Genomic DNA, 17,250 nt, shown 5'->3' with positions numbered 1-17,250 from the left:
TCTCCTGTTGCGGTATGTCTTTGAAAGACTCAGGTTAAGCCCGGTATTTCCGCTTCATTACAGTTTGAAGCAACACAGCATCGTGCTTACATTTGGCCCCTGTCAAGGCTGACAGGTTTGGACCGTGCGAGCGAGAGAACGCGAGGTCGGTGACAATAGCGCCAGGTATTTTTTGCCGCCATGGCCCTACCCTGGCAGCTTTCACAACACCGATTTCGTGCAGGGGCCAAGAGCCCGCTGTCAATAGCACGAACGGCCTGATCCTTTTCCATTCATGACCAAAAGTTTCTTCCGGGCAGCCCTGGTGCTGGGTTTGCTGTCCGCCATCGGCCCTTTCGCCATCGACATGTACCTGCCCGCCCTGCCTTCCATCGGGCAAAGCCTGGGCGCGTCCATGGGCGCGGTGCAGGCCAGCCTGATGGCCTTCTTCATTTCGCTGGGCATAGGCCAGATTGTTTACGGCCCGGTGTCCGACATGGTGGGCCGCAAGGCGCCGCTCTACTTCGGCCTGCTGCTGTTCGCCGCGGGCAGCATAGGCTGCGCGCTGGCCCCTGACATCCATACGCTGGTGGTGCTGCGTTTCATCCAGGGCCTGGGCGCCTGTGCCGGCATGGTGGTGCCGCGCGCCATCGTGCGCGACCTGCACACCGGCCATGACGCGGCGCGGCTGATGTCGCTGCTGATGCTGGTCTTCAGCGTTTCGCCCATCCTGGCGCCGCTGGCCGGCAGCATTTTGATTGAGACCTTCGGATGGCGCAGTGTGTTCTGGGCCGTCACGGTAGCCGCCGCCGCAGGGCTGCTGCTGGTGGGTTTCACCCTGCCCGAGACACGCCCGCCCGAGCAGCGCGTGGACAGCAGCTTCGGCAGCGCGATCAAGGCCTACGGCGTGCTGCTGCGCGACCGCCACTTCATGGGCTTGGTCTTCATTGGGGCCTTCGGCATATCGAGCTTCTTCGCCTACCTGGCCAACTCCTCCTTTGTGCTGATAGACCACTACGGCCTCACGCCGCGCCAGTACAGCATCGCATTCGCGGTCAATGCGGCCTCCTTTATCGGCGCCTCGCAGTTCACCGGCAAGCTGGCCGCGCGCTTCGGCCTGGTGCCCATCGTGAAGGTGGCGGTCACCGGCTATGCCGCCGTGATGGCGCTGCTGCTGGTCGTGAACCTGGCCGGCATCGAACGCCTGGACGTGATGATCGCCCTGCTGCTGCTGGGCTACGGCTTTCTGGGCCTGGTGGTGCCTACCACCGCCGTGCTCGCGCTCGAAGAGCACGGCGCGATCGCCGGCACAGCCTCGGCCCTGATGGGCACACTGCAGTTCGTGACCGGTGCGGTGGTGATGGCGACGGTCGGCGTGTTTGCCGACGGAACCGCCCTGCCCATGGTGGCCGGCATTGCCGGCTGCGCCTTGCTGGCGTATGCGATGTCGCGCGGTACGCTGGGCGGTGTGCGCGCTGCAGTTCCTGTTTGTTAAGCCTGCATGCGCAAACGACGGGCCGCTTCCTCGGCGCGCGCGTCGTCAATCTCGCCCATCACCGCGCCCAGGTTGACCGGGCCGGTCTTGTGCGCGAAGTGGCCTGTCAACGCCGTCTCAGGCTGCAGTACGCCGCGCTGGTACAGGTCCCAGATCTCGCTGCCGAAATCCGTCTGCAGCAACTCGGGCGCGAAGCGGCCGAAAAAGCCGCGCAGGTTGGCCACGTCGCGCAGCAGCATGCGGCCCGCGTGGTTGTTGCCGGCGGCGTCCACCGCCTGCGGCAGGTCGATGATCACCGGGCCGGGCCGGCCGTCGGTCACACCCAGCAGGATGTTGAATTCCGACAGATCACCGTGCACCACACCGGCGCACAGCATGCGCACCACCTCCGTGAGCAGGGTCGCGTGGTGCAGGCGCGCGTCCTCGGCCGTGAATTCGACGTCGTTCAAACGCGGGGCGGCATCGCCGTGCTCGTCCGTCACCAGTTCCATCAGCAACACACCGTCGCAAAAGTTGTGCGGTTTGGGCACGCGCACACCGGCCGCGGCCAGACGGTAGAGCGCATCGACCTCGGCGCTTTGCCAGGCCGCCTCGGTCGCCTGCCGGCCGAAACGCGTGCCCTTGGCCATGGCGCGCGCCTGGCGCGTGTTCTTGACCTTTCGGTTTTCGGTGTAATCCACCGCCTGGCGGAAGCTGCGCTCGGTCGCATCCTTGTAGACCTTGGCGCAGCGCGTGTCGTCGCCGCAGCGCACCACGTAGACCATGGCTTCCTTGCCGCTCATGAGCTGGCGCACGACGCTGTCGATCAGACCCTCTTCGAGCAGGGACTGCAATCTCTGGGGTGTTTTCATGAAGGCCTTTTCAGCGAGTGGTTTTCGAAAAATTCAAGCCACTTCTGGCAAAGGCCGGCGCACGGCGGCTGGTTCAAGCACGCAGTCCTGCAGCGCCTGCACCAGCCAGGCCTCGACCAGCACCGGGTCGTTGACCGTCTTGATCGCCTGGTAGGCCGCTTCCGCCTCGGGGAAACGCCGCCGCAAAAAATTCAGCCATTGCTTGAGCCGCCCGGCCCGCGCGCGCGCGTCAATCCGCGAACACACGATGCGCCAGAAATCTTCAATCAGCGGCAGCAAGGCGGGCCAGCTGACATCCGCCTGCGCGCCTCGCCTGTCGGCCTTGATCGCCAGGCCCAGGCCCGGGTCGCGCACCGCGCCGCGGCCAATCATCAAGGTGTCGCAGCCTGAGAGTTCGCGGCAGCGCCGCGCGTCCTCCACCGTCCAGATCTCGCCGTTGGCCACGACCGGTATCTTCACCGCCGCGCGTATGTCGGCAATGCGCTCCCAGTAAGCCGGCGGCCTGTAGGCCTGGGCCTTGGTGCGGCCGTGCACCACCAGTTCACCGGCGCCGCCCGCCTCGATCGCAAGCGCGCATTCGACGGCCCGCGAATCGTCGTCATAACCCAGCCGCATTTTGGCCGACACGGGCATGGAAGCCGGCACCGCGCGGCGCACGGCGCCGACCACAGCCGTCAGCGTTTCAGGCTCCCTGAGAAGCGAGGCCCCACCGCCATGGCGATTGACGACCGCGGCCGGGCAGCCAAAGTTGAGGTCTATGCCGTCCGGCCCCAGGCCCGCGAGCCGCGCGGCGTTGTCTGCCATGCAGTTGGGGTCGGAGCCCAGCAGTTGCGCGCGCACCGGCACGCCGGCCAAGGTGCGGCCGCCGTGGTGCAGCTCAGGCACGATGCGATAGAACACGCGCTCGGGCAGCAGCTGGTCGGTGATGCGGATGAACTCGGAGACACAGCGGTCTATGCCGCCGACCCGCGTGAGGATGTCGCGCAGCACAAAGTCCAGCAGCCCTTCCATGGGGGCCAGCAGGACGGTGGCGTGTGCTTCAGCTTTCATCGCGCCTTCCATCGCATCCAAAGGCTACTTGGCGCCCAATCGCCACAACGAGGTCACCTCGGCCGCGCGCGCCGCATGCAGCGCGTCGCCGGCGTCCGAGGCTTTGGGATGCTGCGGCTGCGCGTCGAGGCGGTCTATGACCTTGAGCCCCGCGGCATCGATGGCGGCCAGCAGCCAAGCGCGCGTGCGCAAGCCCAGGTGCTCGGCAAAATCCGACAGGATCAGCCAGCCTTCGCCCTTGGGCTCGAGGTGCGCGGCCAGGCCGTTGAGGAAACCCAGCAGCATGCGGCTGTCTTCGTCATACACCGCGTGCTCGACCGGCGAGCCGGGGCGCGCGGGCAGCCAGGGCGGGTTGCAGACAATGATGTGGGCGCGGCCTTCGGGAAACAGGTTGGCCTCGCGCACCTCAATCTGCGGAAAACCCAGGCGCTTGAGGTTGTCGCGCGCGCAAGCCAGCGCGCGCTGATCCTGGTCGGTCGCAATGACACGCTGAACGCCGCTGCGCAGGGCCAGCACGGCGGCCAGCACGCCGGTACCGGTGCCGATGTCGAAGCCCAGCAGGTCGGCCGTGCCTTCAGGCACGGGTGCCTGGGCCACCAGGTCTATGTATTCACCGCGCACCGGCGAGAACACGCCGTAATGCGGATGGATGCGGTTGTGCGGCCCGTCCTCGCCCAAAGCGGGAATCGGCACGCCTTTGCGGCGCCACTCGTGCGCGCTGATGAAGCCCATGAGTTCACGCAAGGAAGCGACCGAGGACCCGTTAGCCTCCTTCGCGGGGCCCCAGGCTTCAGCGCAGGCCTTCTTGGCATCCGGCGCGCGGCGCAACGGAATGCTGTAGTCCGCATCAAATGGGATGAGCACCATGGACAGCACACGGGCGCGCTGCGCCTGTGCCTGGCGGTGCAGGTGGAAAGCTTCGGGGAATACCGGCGCTGGCGCTTCGACCGGGGCGGTGGCCTGCGCGGCCTCCCCGGTATCTCCAGCCTTTTGCGCCTTGACGCGCTTGTCGCGCTTGGGTTTGGCCGGTTTGTCGACACGTCGCGCCAGGGCTTGCACCAGCATGCGGGCATTCTGGAAGTCGCCGCGCCACAGCAGGCCCGTGCCCTCGCAGGCCAGGCGATAGGCGGCGTCGGCGCTCAGGCTGTCGTCGGCGATGACCACACGCTTGGGCGGCGCGGCGCCGCGCTCGGAACGCCAGCGCGCGGAACGGGCTTCGCCGCCTTCCGTCCAGTGAATGAGCGCGGGCGCGGAAGATGAAGAGGCGGGAACGGCAGGGGAAGCAGGTGAAACAGGCATCGGGGACAAACACAGCAAAGGGAGCCAAGTGTTTTAACAGATGCGGCCTCGTGTTTGGGCTGAATGCCCCTAAAACGGCCTGCCAAAGCTGGAAATCACCGTTTTTCGCCGAAACGCCCGTAGAAGCTCAAGGCTGAAACGCAAAGGCAATCACGATCTGCTCGGGGGTTTGCTTGAATTCCGCAATGACCGCCTGCTTTGACTTCGCCGAAATCTCGGCAAGCGTCACATTGGCGGGAATACCCTCAAACCTTACGTTGACGGATGTCAGCGAGCCGTTGTTCCAGTTGAAACCGACGAGCGATTTCAGCCCCAATGATTTTTCCAGCTCCTTGGATACCGCCTCCGAGTGCGCAAAACCTTCCCGCATGGTGTCGAACGGTCCACAGGCGCAAAGAGAGATCGCCAGCGCGACACTTGTTGCCAAACGCAGAAACATGGGAATTCCGTTCTTTTCGTGAGAGCGCTGGCGGCCAGGCCGCAAAGCAGCCCCCGGTCCTTGCATGTTCAGGTTGGGCACCCCGTGATCTGGTTTGTTCATACGCGTCCGGCATTGGAGGGAAAGCATGCATCGTATCGAAGTTGCAACTGAGGCAGCGCATGCCGTACCTAACGCCGACCCGCCGGCCGGTCGTGTTGCAGCCATCGGGATGCCCAGGTTTCAGCCGACCTTCGCAACACCTCACAACATTCGCTCCTATTTTCAGAAATCCACCTTCAATGTTCCGCGAGCGGACATTCAGCGTGAATGGCTGCCGTCAAAGCTCCTAAGGTGCGGCTTCTGGAGGGAATACGCCGCTGTCAGGCGTATCAAAAAACCATGCCATTTGAAATCAAACCGATTGACCAGCAGACTTTTGACGCGGTCTTCACGCCAAGGCTCACGAACCAGCTGAGCGGCTTTATTCACCCGACACGGGACTGGTTTGACCTGAGCCGCCGGTGGTGGATGGTGGAAGAGGCCCGGGACATCTACTTCCTGGAAGCCAGCCTTGCCGGCCACATGGACTGGGCCTTCAGCTATGTGCTGATCCAGAACGGCGATTTTGCCCTGGTCCGGACGGAAGACGACTTCCATTACTCTTTCATGAAAGTCTCCGCGGGCTTTTTTCTCCGCATCGACGAGATCAAAGACCTGGTCGCGCAAGCGCTGCGTGTGGGAGGGATCTTCCTGGACGGCTGCTACGACCTGCCTCCCGGCTTCGGCATGAACCTGCCCAACATCAATGCCGTACCCCGTGCGGAATTCGTTCCTCACAAAATGCGCAAGGCGTAATAAGAGCGCCCTCTTCCCCAGCGGGGGCGCGGAACTGGCTTAGCCAGGCCGCAAGCGCCCGTCCCCTGCAAGGGGAAAAGGCACTACACGAAGTGAGTGCCGATAGGGGTGTTCAGCCCGTCCAGCCGCCACCCAAAGCCCGTATCAAACCCACCGTGGCCAGGTACTGCGCGGTCTTCACCTGCAAAGCCTGGCGGCGGTTGCGCAGTTCGCTGCGCTGGGCGTCCAGCAGCTCGAGCTGGCTGACAAAGCCGTTGCGGTAGCGTGAATCCGACAGCACCGTTGCGCGCGTGGCCGAGGCTACCGAGCGCGACTGCGCTTCAGACTGTTCGGCCAGCAGGCGCAGGGCCGAGAGCTGGTCTTCCACGTCCTTGAAGGCGACGAGAATCTGCTCGCGGTAGTTGGCCAGCGCGATGTCGAGTTCGGCATTCGCGTTCTGCACGCCAGCCTGGCGGCGGCCGCCGTCAAAAATCGGCAGCGACAGCAGCGCGCCCACACCCCAGGCCTGGCTCGAGACCTTGAACAGGTCCTTGATCTCGGGCGCGGCATAACCGCCGTTGGCCGTCAGCGAGAAGGTCGGGAACCAGGCGGCCTTGGCCACACCCACACGGGCCTGCGCGGCCTGCATGCTGCTCTGCGCGGCCGAGACGTCGGGGCGGCGTTCCAGCACCGTGCTGGGCACGCCGGCCGGGATGACGGGCAAGGCGGTCGACCACTCGGCAGGCGCGACCGCAAAATTCGAAGCCACTTCACCGACCAGCACGGCCAGCGCATGTTCCAGAGCGGCACGGCGCTGGTCCAGCGCCAGCGCGTCGGATTCGGTCGAGGCAACCTCGGCGCGCACGCGGGCGACGTCGAGTTCGGCCACGTCGCCCTCACGGAAGCGCACTTCCGTCAGGCGCAGCGTGTTGCCGTACGCCTTCAGGGTGTCGCGCACCAGCGTGCGCTCGGTGTCCAGCGCGCGCAGGTTGAGGTAGGCCTGCGCCACGTCGGCCTGCACCAGCAGCTGGGTGCTGCGCAGCAGGGCTTCGCGCGACTGGGCGTCGAGCGATGCGGCATCCGAGTTCAGCGAGAGCTTGCCGATCAGGTCGACTTCATACGAAAAATTGGCTGCGGCCGTGACCGTGGTCTGCGCCACGCGGTTGGTCGTGATGTTGCTCTGGCGCACTGCGCCGCCGCTTAAGCCCACTTGCGGCAGGCGGTCGGCATCGGTATTGCGCAGGATCGCCCTGGCCTGGGCCAGCCGGCCCGCGGCCACCTTGACGCTGTTGTTGTTGGCGGCCGCCCGCTCGACCAGCTGGTCGAGCACCGGGTCGGAAAATACCTTCCACCAGGCGCCCTGCGATTGCGGGGCCGTGGCGGTGCTTGCCGTGGCGGCATTCTCTTTATAGGCCGCGGGTGCGGCGGGAATGCTGGCGGGGTCAACCGACGCGCTGGTGGCGCAGCCGGCCAGCACCAGGGCAGCCAGCAGAGGCAGCAGCGCGGTGCGCAGTTTTGACGATGTGTGGTTCATGATGAACTCCTTGACGTGATGCTTGTTGTTATTCGTGAAGCTTGACGGGTGCCGCCGGCTGCGCATGCGTTCCCGCACCGCCGCTGCCCGCGAAGGCCTCGATGTGCGGCACTTCGCCGTGCAGCTTGAGCGGGCGGTTGCCCGTGAGGCGGCGCAGGGTGACATAGAACACCGGCGTGAGGAACAGGCCGAAAGCCGTCACGCCAATCATTCCCGAGAACACCGCGACACCCATGGCATGGCGCATTTCGGCGCCGGCGCCGGTCGACAGCACCAGGGGCAGCACGCCCATGATGAAGGCCAGCGAGGTCATCAGGATGGGGCGCAAGCGCAGGCGGCTGGCTTCGATCGCAGCCTGCAAAGGCGTGCGCCCGGCAAACTCGAGTTCGCGCGCAAACTCCACGATCAGGATGGCGTTCTTCGCCGACAGCCCCACCAGCACGATCAATCCGATCTGCGTGAAGATGTTGTTGTCGCCGCCGGTGAGTTTCACGCCCAGCATGGCGGCCAAGAGGCCCATGGGCACGATCAGCACGATGGCGATCGGCAGGGTCAGGCTTTCATACTGCGCGGCCAGCACCAGGAAAACCAGCAGCAGCGCCAGCGGGAACACCCACATGGCCGAATTGCCGGCGATGATTTCCTGGTAGGTCAGGTCGGTCCACTCGTAGCTGATGCCGGGCGGCAGGGTCTCTGCCGCGATGCGGGCGACCGCGTCCTGCGCCTGGCCTGACGAATAGCCGGGGGCGGCGCCGCCGTTGATGTCAGCCGACAGGAAGCCGTTGTAGCGCATGGCGCGTTCCGGGCCGAAGCTGGGCGTGACCTTCATCAGCGCCGACAGCGGCACCATCTCGCCGGTGGCCGAGCGCACCTTGAGCAGGCCGACATCCTCGGCGCGGGCGCGATAAGGCGCGTCGGCCTGGACCCGCACGGAGTAGGTGCGGCCGAACTTGTTGAAGTCATTGGCGTACAGGCTGCCCAGGTAGATCTGCATGGTGTCGAACACGTCTGTCACCGGCACGCCGAGCTGGCGCGCCTTGGTGCGGTCAATGTCGGCATACAGCTGCGGCACGTTGACCTGGAAGCTCGAGAACATCCCCGCCAGTTCAGGCGTCTGGTAAGCCTTGCCCATGAAATCCTTGGTGGCCTTGTCCAGCGCGGCATAACCGAGCGAGCCGCGGTCTTCCAGCTGCAGCTTGAAGCCGCCGGTGGTGCCCAGGCCCTGCACGGGCGGCGGCGGGAACATCGCGATGAAGGCTTCCTGGATGCCGCCGAATTTTCCGTTCAGCTGGCCGGCGATGGCACCCGCGCTCAGGTCCGCGCTCCTGCGCTGATCGAAGGGCTTGAGCGAGAGAAACACGATGCCCGAGTTGGAGCTGTTGGTGAAACCATTGATCGACAGGCCCGGGAAGGCAATCGCGTGTTCCACGCCGGGTTGCTTCATGGCGATGTCGCTGATCTTGCGGATCACGTCTTCGGTGCGGTCCAGCGTGGCGCCGTCCGGCAGCTGCGCAAAGCCGATCAGGTACTGCTTGTCCTGGCCGGGCACGAAGCCGCTGGGCACGGCCTTGAACAGGCCGGTGGTGGCCAGCACCAGCACCAGGTAGACGCCCAGCATCACGGCCTTGCGCGAGATCGCGCCCTTGACGCCGCGGCTGTAGTTCTCGGAGCCACGGCTGAACGCCTTGTTGAAGGCGCCGAAGAAGCGGCCGAAGATTTTGTCCATGCCGCGGGTCAGCGCGTCCTTGGGCGCATCGTGGCCCTTGAGCAACAAGGCGGCCAGCGCGGGCGACAGCGTCAGCGAGTTGATCGCCGAAATCACGGTCGAGATGGCGATGGTCAGCGCGAACTGCTTGTAGAACTGGCCCGACAAACCGGTGATGAAGGCCAGCGGCACGAACACGGCGATCAGCACCAGGGCAATCGCGATGATGGGCCCGGACACCTCGCGCATGGCGCGGTAGGTAGCGTCGCGCGGACTCAGGCCCGCCTCGATGTTGCGCTCGACGTTCTCCACCACCACGATGGCGTCGTCGACCACGATACCGATGGCCAGCACCAGCCCGAACAAGCTGAGCGCGTTGATCGAAAAGCCGAAGAGGTGCATCACCGCGAAAGTGCCGATGACGGAAATGGGCACGGCCAGCAGCGGGATGACCGAAGCGCGCCAGGTCTGCAGGAAGATGATCACGACCAGCACCACCAGGGCCACGGCCTCGAGCAGCGTGTGCACCACGGCCTCGATGGACGAGCGCACGAACTGCGTGGTGTCGTAGACGATCTCGTAGTCCACGCCTTCGGGCATGCTCTTCTTGAGCTCTTTCATCACGGCCTGCACGTCATCCGAAATCTGGATGGCGTTGGAGCCCGGCGCGGCGAACACCGGCACGGCCACGGCCTGCTTGTTGTCCAGCAGCGAACGCAGCGCGTAGTCCGACGCGCCCAGCTCCAGGCGCGAGATGTCGCGCAGGCGCGTCACGGCGCCGCCCCTGTCGGTCTTGACGATGATGTCGCCGAACTCTTCCTCGCTCTGCAGGCGGCCCTGGGCGTTGATGGACAGTTGCATGTCGACGCCGGGCAGGCCGGGCGAAGCGCCCACCACGCCGGCGGCGGCCTGGATGTTCTGCTCGCGGATGGCGCGCACCACGTCGCCGGCGGACAAGCCGCGTTCAGCAACCTTCTGCGGGTCCAGCCAGACGCGCATCGAGTAGTCGCCCGAACCGAAGAGCTGCACCTGGCCCACGCCGTTGATGCGCGCCAGGCGGTCCTTGACGTTGAGCACCGCGTAGTTGCGCAGGTAGGTCATGTCGTAGCGGTCGTTGGGCGAGAGCAAGTGCACCACCATGGTGAGGTCGGGTGAGCTCTTGATGGTGGTGATGCCCAGGCGGCGCACTTCCTCGGGCAGGCGCGGCTCGGCTTGGGAGACGCGGTTCTGCACGAGTTGCTGCGCCTTGTCGGGGTCGGTGCCCAGCTTGAAGGTCACATTGAGCGTCATCAGGCCGTCGGTGGTGGCCTGGCTGCTCATGTAGAGCATGCCGTCGACGCCGTTGATGGCTTCCTCGAGCGGCGTGGCCACGGTTTCGGCGATCACCTTGGGGTTGGCGCCCGGATAGTTGGCGCGCACCACCACGGTGGGCGGCACGACGTCGGGGTACTCGGCGATCGGCAGCGAGCGCAGCGCGATCAGTCCGGCGATGAACATCAGCAGCGACAGCACGCCGGCAAAGATGGGCCGGTCAATAAAAAACTTGGATAGATTCATGGCGATTCTTCTTGTTCAGGTGTCAAGGCGGGCTCAGGACTTGGCCGCGACCTTCACGGCTTTTTCGGTGAGTTCGGCCTTGGCGGACATTTCCACCGCTTGCGGCGCGACCAGCGCGCCGGGGCGGATGCGCTGCAGGCCGTTGACGACGATGCGTTCATTGGCGGCCAGGCCGCCCTTGACCACGCGCAGGCCGTTGACGGCGGCGCCCAGCGTGACTTCGCGGTAGACCGCCTTGTTGTCGGCGCCCACCACCAGCACGAACTTCTTGTTCTGGTCGGTGCCGACCGCGCGTTCGTTGATCAGCAGCGCCGTGCCCTTGGTGGCCTGGCCCATGCGGATGCGCGCGAACTGGCCGGGCATCAGCTGGCCGTCCTTGTTGTCGAACACGGCGCGGGCGCGCACGGTGCCGCTGCGGGCATCGACCTGGTTGTCGACGAGTTGCAGCTTGCCTTCAAACGGCGTGTCGGTGCTGGCGGCGGTGCCCATCTGCACGGGAATTCGCTCCAGGCTGCGGCTGGCCGGGCCGCCGTTGCCGCCCACGTCTTTCAGGGCCTTGGCCACGACCTGCTCGTCAGCATCGAAGCTCGCGTAGATGGGGCTCACCGACACCAGCGTGGTCAGCACTGGCGCGCCGGGGCCGGCGGCCACCAGGTTGCCCACCGTCACTTCGAGCTTGCCGACGCGGCCGGAGACCGGCGCGCGCACCTGGGTGTAGCCCAGGCTCAGCTGCGCCGTCTGCAGGGCCGCATGCGCGGCGCGCAGATTGGCGTCGGCTTCGCCCTTGCCGTTGGTGCGCTCGTCAAATTCACGCTTGGAGATGGCCTGCTCGCTCCACAGGCGCTGCGAACGTTCCTGCTCGCCTTTGGCCTGGGTGACCCGGGCCTGGGCGGCCGCGACCTGCGCATCGGCGCGTTCCACGTCGGCGGCGTACGGCGCCGGGTCTATGGTCAGCAGCAGGTCGCCCTTCTTCACGAGCGCGCCCTCGCGAAAGTGCACGGACTGGATGGTGCCGGCCACGCGTGAGCGGATGTCCACGCGTTCGACCGCTTCCAGCCGGCCCGAGAACTCGTCCCAGGCGGACACGTCGCTCTGCACGACGGTAGCCACCGACACGGGCGTGGCTTGCGGCGCGGCGGGACCGGACTGGGCGCGGGTGCCGGAGGTGCCGAACACGGCGGCGGCGATGCCGGTCACGGCGAGCACGGCGAGGGCCACGGCCAGCAGGCGGCGTTTGGGGGTATGCAGTTGTATGGATGGCATGTCAATTCTCTCGATGATTGGATTTATGAAACTGATGAACTGGAAACGGATGAGGTGAAGGAAACAAATCGGCGACTGTAGAACCTCAACCTAGGTTGAGGTCAAGCGCACGACGCGCAAACACGGTGCGCCGCAAGGGCTATCAACCCGCCGCTGCTTTGCCGCGCGGCGCTTGTCGGTACCTGGATGAATCAGTGGCATGGTGAACTCCCTCAAAGAAAAAATTGAACGTCTAAAACTTCAGGACACCGCGCTGTGCGCGGCGGTCCGCGCATCCAGCGCGGTGGCAAAGAAACGGCCGAAGCGCTCATGGATCAGCAGCGCCCAGGCTTCCTGATGGTTCGCCGGCTCCAGGTAGCTGCAGGGCCAGCCCGTGGGAACGGGCAGCACCGTGTCGATCGCGACCAGGCCGGCGGCGCGCAGGCGCGCGGCATAGGCGAGCGTCTCGTCACGCAGCGGGTCGTCCTGCGCCGTGATCAGCAGCGTTGGCGGCAGGCCGGCCAGGCGAAAGGCCGAACCGGGCGCGGCGTAAGGATGGCTGGCGTCTTCCAGGCGCGGCAGGTAGTTGTGCCAGCCGTCGGCCCAGGTGCAGCCCACCGGGCCGGCTTCGGCGTCGCGCAGCGAAGCCGTGGCCAGGCAAGGGTCCAGCATGGGCGACAGCAGGATTTGCCCGGCCAGGGCCGGCTCCTGCAGGTCGCGCGCCATCAGCGCCACGGCCGCGGCGATATTGCCGCCGGCTTCCTCGCCGGCCACAAACACCGGCGCACCCGCGCCGGCCAGCTTGTGGCGGGCCTTGAAAGCCCACTCCAGGGCGGCGTAGCCCATTTCCACGGCGCTCGGAAACGGGTGCTCCGGGGCCAGCGGATAGTCCAGCGACATCACCACCGCGCCGGCGTCGGCCAGCAGCCCGGCAACGCAGGAACCGCCTTCCAGCGAGCCGCCCACAAAGGCGCCAGCATGGAAGTGCACGACCAGCGGCGACACGTCCGTGCCGCTGCGGCGGCCGTAGAAACGCACATCCAGCGGCTTTTTCAGCGCCAACTGGATCTGCTTCTCGACCCACGGGGGGCTGGTTTTGTCGGCGCCTGTGAGGGCGGGCTGCTGGCTTTTCATCGTCGTGACCGCGTAGGGCCTCCGGTTTGTTGCAATGCAGCAGAAGATACGCGCGGGGCATCACTTAATAAATAGCCATTCTGTTTATTCTTTATTTCACCAATGCAACAATCGGGGGGATGACCAGGCCGCACATGCTCAGCTACCGGGCAAATTGCCGCGCAAGCCCCTGCCTGCCTCATCGCCTGCTTTTGTGCATCAGGGCGCGAAGTGTGGACCTTGCCTCCGGGGCAAGGTCAAAGAAGCAAGGGAAAACCCGGACACCGCCAAGGGCTATTTGGGGCCACCCGCAGGAAGCCGCCATGATGGTCACAATCGCCCCTCGCATCCCCCACATAAGCCGCCGTTCGCGGATCTCCCCGACTTTCCCCCGGACCCCAGCGGCCACCCGCCGCCGGGGAACGAGGCAGCAGGCCCACCCGCCCGCGACGCCTCAAGTGCATTGACAGCCCCTTACCAGGACACAGGACAGGACTTCTCATGGACAAGTTTTCCGCAATGCAGGCTTTTGTGCGGGTCGTGGAAGCCGGCACTTTCACCAAGGCCGCCGATTCGATGGGCATGCCCAAGCCGACCGTGACGCGGCTGATCCAGACGCTGGAGCAGTCGCTGGACACCAAGCTGCTTAACCGCACCACGCGCAAGGTCACGGTCACGGCCGACGGGGCGGCTTATTACGAACGCGCCGGCCGCCTGCTGGGCGAGATGGAAGAACTCGAATCGAGCATGTCGCGCGCCAAGGCCAGCCCGCGCGGCCGGCTCAAGGTGGACATCCCTTCTTCCCTGGGCATGGCAGTGGTGATCCCGGCCCTGCCGGATTTTTATGCGCGCTACCCCGACATCCAGCTGGAACTCGGCGTGAGCGACCGGCCCATCGACATCCTGGCCGAGAACGTGGACTGCGTGATCCGCGGCGGCGAGATCACCGACCAGTCGCTGGTGGCACGCCGCATCGGCGAGTTCTATCTGATGTCCTGCGCGTCGCCGGCCTACCTCAAACGCCACGGCGTGCCCCAGCACCCGCAGGAATTGGCGCACGGACACAGGCTGATCCGCTATGTTTCACCGCGCGACGGCAAGCTCTACAGCGTCACGCTGCACAAGGACGGGCAGGCGGTGGAGGTCGAGGGCCACCACCAGCTCTCGGTCAATGACTCGAATGCCGGCGTGGCGGCGGCGCTGGCCGGCCTGGGCGTGCTGCAGACCTTGACCTTCCTGGTCCAGCACCACATCAGCAGCGGCGCGCTGGAGCCGTTGTTCAACGGCTGGTGCTCCGAGGCCAAGCCCATCCACGTGGTCTACCCGCCGAACCGCCACCTGAGCAACAAGGTGCGTGTCTTTGTCGACTGGATCGCGGAGCTGTTCGCCAAGCATGACCTGATCCAGCGCAAGAGCACGCTGCCGGGACGCATCGTGCGCGCCCAGCCCGCTGCCGAAGCGCTCGCCGAGTAACAGCGTCCCCGGCCTCTCCTACAGGCGGCGTCACTGACAGCCTACAGGGTATGCGGTGCGGGAAGGTTAAGGTTGGCGTCTGCCTGATGCCGTCCTGTCCTTCATCCTCCCATCCTGTTTGCGAAAGAGCCTCCATGCCAAGATTGAAAGCACCTGCGCCCGATGCCGAAAGCCGCAGGGCACTTGAGCAGCGGGCCCGGGAAGCCGCCCTGCCCTCGCCACCCCAGCAAAAGGGGCGCTGGCCGTTCCCCGTGCCGGACGAGCAGCCCGCCGGGGAAGCCCGGGAGCACAAGAACGAATCACCGGAAAAACCTGCCCGCCCGGGCAAGTCGGACGCTTCTTAAGCGCTCGGCCGCAGCCGCCTGGCCAGGCTGACCAGCAGCAGCACCAGCGCGCCCGCCACCAGGCCCACCACCGCGTCCATCAACAGCGGCGTGAGCCCGGCCAAAAAAGCGCCCGCACCGGTCGCCACCTGCTGCGTGAGCGATTCAATGAAGTGGTGCAGGGGCGCGAAGCCGTGCGTGAGTATTCCCCCGCCCACCAGGAACATCGCGGCCGTGCCGGCCACCGACAGCCCTTTCATGAGCCAGGGTGCGGCCCACAGGATGGCCCGGCCCAGGCCGCGCTGAAAAGCAGGCCAGGCGCCTTCGCCCGCGCGCTGGTTCAGGTAGAGCCCGCCGTCGTCGAGCTTGACGATGCCGGCCACCAGGCCGTACACCCCCACCGTCATGAGCAGTGCGATGCCGCAAAGCACCGCGACCTGCGTGATGAAGGGGCTGGCCTGCACCGTCCCCAGCGTGATCGCGATGATCTCGGCCGAGAGAATGAAGTCGGTGCGCACCGCGCCCTTGATCTTGTCTTTTTCCAGCGCCACCAGGTCCACCGCGGGATTGGACAGTGCGGCCGTCAGCGCTTCGTGCTCGGCGGCCTGCTCGTGCGCGCTGTGCATGAACTTGTGCGCGAGTTTTTCAAAACCCTCGTAGCAGAGAAAGGCGCCACCCACCATCAGCAGCGGCGTCACCGCCCAGGGTATGAAAGCGCTGATGGCCAGCGCCGCCGGCACCAGGATGGCCTTGTTGATGAAAGAGCCCCGGGCCACGGCCCAGACCACCGGCAGTTCGCGGTCGGCCTTGACGCCCGAAACCTGCTGGGCATTGAGCGCCAGGTCGTCGCCCAGCACACCGGCGGTCTTTTTGGCGGCGACTTTGGAAAGCAGCGCCACGTCGTCCAGCACGGTGGCGATGTCGTCAATCAGTGCGAGCAGGCTGCTGGCCATAGGTATTCTTTTTCGTCAGGGCCGCGGCAACGCCGCAGTAGTGTGGAAAGAGCCACCCGGCGCATGGTGTTGTACTTGTGGCGCACCGAGAAAGAGCCGCCCACTTTACCCAAGTTCTTACCCAAATTCCGCTACGCAAAAGAAAAGCCGCCCGCAGGCGGCTTGGCTTCAGTTGCAGGCGAGACTCAGCGCGCGGTCAGCCGCCCCAGGATAAAGCCAATCGCCAGGGCAGCACCCACGGCTTCCAGCGGCCTTTCCTGCACCCAGGATTTCGAAACTTCCAGCGCATGCGCCGGCGCTTCGCTGATGCGGCGCGTCTGGTCGGCAAAGCGGTCGGCCACATTGCTGGCGGTGCCCGCCAGCTTGTCGACGCCTTGATGCGCCGCCGAGGAAGCACGGTCCACCGCGCTGCGCGCCGGATCGGCCACCTTGTCGATGCCGCTGTGGAGGGCCGCGCCGGCGGACTCGACGCCGCGCTGGATGGGATTGCCGTTGGCGGAGGATGCTGTGGTTTTGTCCATGATGCTTCTTTCAAAAAAATTCCACACAATAGGCAGAAGGCGCAAGAGAGAACTAAGAGAGAACTGCTTGATTGATAGGCCATGCACGCGGGCCGTCGCCGTCTCTTTCGACTGTAGGCAGGCGCGCGGCAACAAGCTGTGCGCCGGAAGACAGGCCGGGTGTAGGACAACAGAGTGTTACGGCAGTGCACGGCTTGTCGGCTTGCACTGACAGAGAAACAGCCGCTTGGCTTGGCGGGCCGCGCCGCCCGTTCGCGCATCATCGCGCCAAGCGTCTAGAGGCGTCGCCCAACCAGAGCCAAAGGAGAAGATCATGCCCAGGATAGCCAGACCCGCATTGAGAACCGGCTCGGCCGACAACGGCCAGCCGCGCCACGGCCCGCCCGAAGAGGCGCCGGACGATGACGATGCACTGGAATTGCCGGTGGAGCCGGATGAGGGGACGCCCCTCATTCCGGATGATGAACGGGTTGTGAATGTTCCTTCTTGAGGCCGGGTCTGGAGGCCGGGTCTTGCGCCGGCCTTGCGCGCTCCCCTGTTCTCGTTGCTTAGTTCTGCTGGCCGGGGGTTGCCCGGCAGCAAGTAACTTTCTTTTGCTTCGCCAAAAGAAAGTCACCAAAGAAAAGGCGACCCGCAGTCTGGGTCCCTACGCTTCGCTGCGGGCAACCTGCGGTGCTCGACTACGGCGGGGTCTCGCGCAAACTCGCTTCGCTCAGACAAGCGCGATCCCTGATCCGCCTACGTCTGCGCTCCTCGGCCCAGCCAGGACGGGGCAAGCGGGATCGGGAGCGGGGACAAATACAAGAAGAACAAGAAGACAAATACCAACAAGGACTCGCCGTGGCGAGTCCTTGTTTCTTAGGTATCGGTATTCCTTCCCCACCCCTTGTGGATGCGCCG

14 protein-coding genes are annotated in these 17,250 nt (G+C 65.5%); 4 read left to right on the top strand and 10 right to left on the bottom strand.

Going from position 1 to position 17,250, the window contains the following annotated elements; translation table 11 throughout:
* The first annotated feature begins 274 nt into the window (after positions 1-274).
* Positions 275-1,474, top strand: coding sequence for a multidrug effflux MFS transporter (locus AC1D0O_RS17750; RefSeq protein WP_477654821.1), 1,200 nt, complete (start codon positions 275-277; stop codon positions 1,472-1,474).
* Here the strand turns inward: AC1D0O_RS17750 and AC1D0O_RS17745 are convergent.
* From AC1D0O_RS17745 to AC1D0O_RS17730, 4 genes are all read right to left on the bottom strand, one after another.
* Positions 1,471-2,325 carry a PA4780 family RIO1-like protein kinase gene (locus tag AC1D0O_RS17745; protein WP_477654820.1) on the bottom strand — a complete coding sequence of 285 codons (855 nt, stop codon included), beginning with the start codon at positions 2,323-2,325 and terminating at the stop codon, positions 1,471-1,473. The two genes, AC1D0O_RS17750 and AC1D0O_RS17745, sit on opposite strands and share 4 nt — an antisense overlap.
* Positions 2,326-2,358: 33 nt before the next feature.
* Positions 2,359-3,375 (bottom strand): tRNA dihydrouridine synthase, encoded by a 1,017-nt coding sequence (locus AC1D0O_RS17740; RefSeq protein ID WP_477654819.1) that lies wholly within the window; start codon positions 3,373-3,375, stop codon positions 2,359-2,361.
* Positions 3,376-3,399: 24 nt separating this feature from the next.
* Complete coding sequence (locus tag AC1D0O_RS17735; protein ID WP_477654818.1) at positions 3,400-4,674, bottom strand: methyltransferase; 1,275 nt, start codon at positions 4,672-4,674, stop codon at positions 3,400-3,402.
* A gap of 127 nt (positions 4,675-4,801) precedes the next feature.
* Positions 4,802-5,215 (bottom strand): hypothetical protein, encoded by a 414-nt coding sequence (locus tag AC1D0O_RS17730; protein ID WP_477654817.1) that lies wholly within the window; start codon positions 5,213-5,215, stop codon positions 4,802-4,804.
* Between the two features lie 279 nt (positions 5,216-5,494).
* Here AC1D0O_RS17730 and AC1D0O_RS17725 point away from each other — a divergent pair, with 279 nt between their 5' ends.
* Positions 5,495-5,950: a hypothetical protein gene (locus AC1D0O_RS17725; RefSeq protein WP_477654816.1), complete on the top strand. Its 456-nt coding sequence runs from the start codon at positions 5,495-5,497 to the stop codon at positions 5,948-5,950.
* Between the two features lie 112 nt (positions 5,951-6,062).
* Here AC1D0O_RS17725 and AC1D0O_RS17720 read toward each other — a convergent pair whose 3' ends face one another.
* From AC1D0O_RS17720 to AC1D0O_RS17705, 4 genes are all read right to left on the bottom strand, one after another.
* The gene (locus AC1D0O_RS17720) at positions 6,063-7,463 is read right to left on the bottom strand and encodes an efflux transporter outer membrane subunit (RefSeq protein ID WP_477654815.1); all 1,401 of its coding nucleotides are present in this window, start codon (positions 7,461-7,463) and stop codon (positions 6,063-6,065) included.
* A gap of 28 nt (positions 7,464-7,491) precedes the next feature.
* The gene (locus AC1D0O_RS17715) at positions 7,492-10,725 is read right to left on the bottom strand and encodes an efflux RND transporter permease subunit (RefSeq protein WP_477654814.1); all 3,234 of its coding nucleotides are present in this window, start codon (positions 10,723-10,725) and stop codon (positions 7,492-7,494) included.
* Positions 10,726-10,758: 33 nt separating this feature from the next.
* Entirely contained in the window at positions 10,759-11,988 is a 1,230-nt protein-coding gene (locus AC1D0O_RS17710; protein ID WP_477654813.1) for an efflux RND transporter periplasmic adaptor subunit, read from the bottom strand.
* Between the two features lie 240 nt (positions 11,989-12,228).
* A complete protein-coding gene (locus tag AC1D0O_RS17705; protein WP_477654812.1) occupies positions 12,229-13,101 on the bottom strand; it encodes an alpha/beta hydrolase in 873 nt (290 codons plus the stop codon).
* A 480-nt stretch (positions 13,102-13,581) separates the two neighbouring features.
* On the opposite strand from AC1D0O_RS17705, the gene AC1D0O_RS17700 reads away from it, so the two are divergent.
* A complete protein-coding gene (locus AC1D0O_RS17700) occupies positions 13,582-14,553 on the top strand; it encodes a LysR family transcriptional regulator (RefSeq protein ID WP_477654811.1) in 972 nt (323 codons plus the stop codon).
* A 340-nt stretch (positions 14,554-14,893) separates the two neighbouring features.
* Here AC1D0O_RS17700 and AC1D0O_RS17695 read toward each other — a convergent pair whose 3' ends face one another.
* Positions 14,894-15,829, bottom strand: a complete 936-nt coding sequence (locus AC1D0O_RS17695) for a DUF808 domain-containing protein (protein WP_477654810.1) — start codon at positions 15,827-15,829, stop codon at positions 14,894-14,896.
* 185 nt (positions 15,830-16,014) lie between these two features.
* Positions 16,015-16,350 carry an ElaB/YgaM/YqjD family protein gene (locus AC1D0O_RS17690; protein ID WP_477654809.1) on the bottom strand — a complete coding sequence of 112 codons (336 nt, stop codon included), beginning with the start codon at positions 16,348-16,350 and terminating at the stop codon, positions 16,015-16,017.
* A 313-nt stretch (positions 16,351-16,663) separates the two neighbouring features.
* On the opposite strand from AC1D0O_RS17690, the gene AC1D0O_RS17685 reads away from it, so the two are divergent.
* Positions 16,664-16,840, top strand: a complete 177-nt coding sequence (locus tag AC1D0O_RS17685; protein ID WP_477654808.1) for a hypothetical protein — start codon at positions 16,664-16,666, stop codon at positions 16,838-16,840.
* Positions 16,841-17,250: the final 410 nt, after the last annotated feature.

Source organism: Polaromonas sp. P1_F2 (assembly GCF_056405735.1).
The sequence above is the reverse complement of the archived record's forward strand: the minus strand, read 5'-3'. Positions and strand labels throughout refer to the sequence as shown.